Source organism: Mycobacterium sp. NPDC003449 (assembly GCF_053588415.1).
In genome coordinates this window covers 1-2,171 of record NZ_JBSFPX010000357.1, presented here as the reverse complement: position 1 = coordinate 2,171, position 2,171 = coordinate 1, and the positions used below count along the sequence as shown (strand labels likewise).

General features: G+C 56.1%; 2 rRNA genes. Both read left to right on the top strand.

What is annotated here, in order from left to right:
* Positions 1-1,852 (top strand): 23S ribosomal RNA (locus ACWDTP_RS38235); the annotation flags it as partial.
* Positions 1,853-1,975: 123 nt separating this feature from the next.
* Positions 1,976-2,089: ribosomal RNA gene (rrf, locus tag ACWDTP_RS38230) — 5S ribosomal RNA — on the top strand.
* Positions 2,090-2,171: the final 82 nt, after the last annotated feature.

Here is a 2,171-nt window from a genome sequence, read left to right as displayed (position 1 = left end):
GAAGCCGCGGCAGTCAACGTTGTTGACTGGGTAGGGGAGCGTCCTGCGTCCGGTGAAGCACCAGAGTGATCTAGGTGTGGAGGGTGTGGGAGTGAGAATGCAGGCATGAGTAGCGATGAGGCAAGTGAGAACCTTGCCCGCCGAAAGACCAAGGGTTCCTGGGCCAGGCCAGTCCTCCCAGGGTGAGTCGGGACCTAAGGCGAGGCCGACAGGCGTAGTCGATGGACAACGGGTTGATATTCCCGTACCCGTGTGTGTGCGTCCCTGATGAATCACCGGTACTAACCGCCCAAAAGGTGGGGGATGGTTTCCTTCGGGAGGCCACTTCTGCTGGCTGCGCGGGATCTTCGGTGGTAGTAGTCAAGCGATGGGGTGACGCAGGAAGGTAGCCGTACCAGTCAGTGGTTGTACTGGGGCAAGCCGGTAGGACGACATCTAGGCAAATCCGGGTGTCATATGTCTGAGAGGTGATGCATAGCCGAGTGAGGCGAATTCGGTGATCCTATGCTGCCGAGAAAAGCCTCTAGCGAGGACACACACGGCCCGTACCCCAAACCAACACAGGTGGTCAGGTAGAGAATACTAAGGCGTACGAGTGAACTATGGTTAAGGAACTCGGCAAAATGCCCCCGTAACTTCGGGAGAAGGGGGACCCCCATACCGTCAACACCTTTGCGGTGGGTAGCGGGAGGGGGTGGCACAAACCAGTGAGAAGCGACTGTTTACTAAAAACACAGGTCCGTGCGAAGTCGCAAGACGAGGTATACGGACTGACGCCTGCCCGGTGCTGGAAGGTTAAGAGGACCTGTTAACCCTTTCGGGGGTGAAGCGGAGAATTTAAGCCCCAGTAAACGGCGGTGGTAACTATAACCATCCTAAGGTAGCGAAATTCCTTGTCGGGTAAGTTCCGACCTGCACGAATGGCGTAACGACTTCTCAACTGTCTCAACCATAGACTCGGCGAAATTGCACTACGAGTAAAGATGCTCGTTACGCGCGGCAGGACGAAAAGACCCCGGGACCTTCACTATAGCTTGGTATTGGTGCTCGATACGGTTTGTGTAGGATAGGTGGGAGACTGTGAAACGCTGACGCTAGTTAGTGTGGAGTCATTGTTGAAATACCACTCTGATCGTATTGGGCCTCTAACTTCGAACCGTATATCCGGTTCAGGGACAGTGCCTGGTGGGTAGTTTAACTGGGGCGGTTGCCTCCCAAAATGTAACGGAGGCGCCCAAAGGTTCCCTCAACCTGGATGGCAATCAGGTGTTGAGTGTAAGTGCACAAGGGAGCTTGACTGCGAGACGGACATGTCGAGCAGGGACGAAAGTCGGGACTAGTGATCCGGCACCTCTGAGTGGAAGGGGTGTCGCTCAACGGATAAAAGGTACCCCGGGGATAACAGGCTGATCTTCCCCAAGAGTCCATATCGACGGGATGGTTTGGCACCTCGATGTCGGCTCGTCGCATCCTGGGGCTGGAGCAGGTCCCAAGGGTTGGGCTGTTCGCCCATTAAAGCGGCACGCGAGCTGGGTTTAGAACGTCGTGAGACAGTTCGGTCTCTATCCGCCGCGCGCGTCAGAAGCTTGAGGAAATCTGTCCCTAGTACGAGAGGACCGGGACGGACGAACCTCTGGTCTACCAGTTGTCCCACCAGGGGCACGGCTGGATCGCCACGTTCGGACAGGATAACCGCTGAAAGCATCTAAGCGGGAAACCCCCTCCAAGACCAGGCTTCTCACCCATTTGAGTGGGATAAGGCCCCCCGCAGACCACGGGATCGATAGACCAGACCTGGAAGACTAGTAATAGTCGCAGGGAACTGGCACTAACCGGCCGAAAACTTACACACACCCAACAACCAAACGGGTCACGTAAAAAGACGCACACACATTGTCTCGCAACCACACACCACAACACGCCACACCCCACCACCAAAACACCAGATTCACACCCAGAAACGGGTGAATAAAGTTACGGCGGTCCATAGCGGCAGGGAAACGCCCGGTCCCATCCCGAACCCGGAAGCTAAGCCTGCCAGCGCCGATGATACTACCCACCCGGGTGGAAAAGTAGGACACCGCCGAACACAATTTAAGACCTGAGCCCCCCAATACCCATTGGGGGGCTCAGGCATTTCCACAACAAAATCACCGGCGATATTCGGCGCC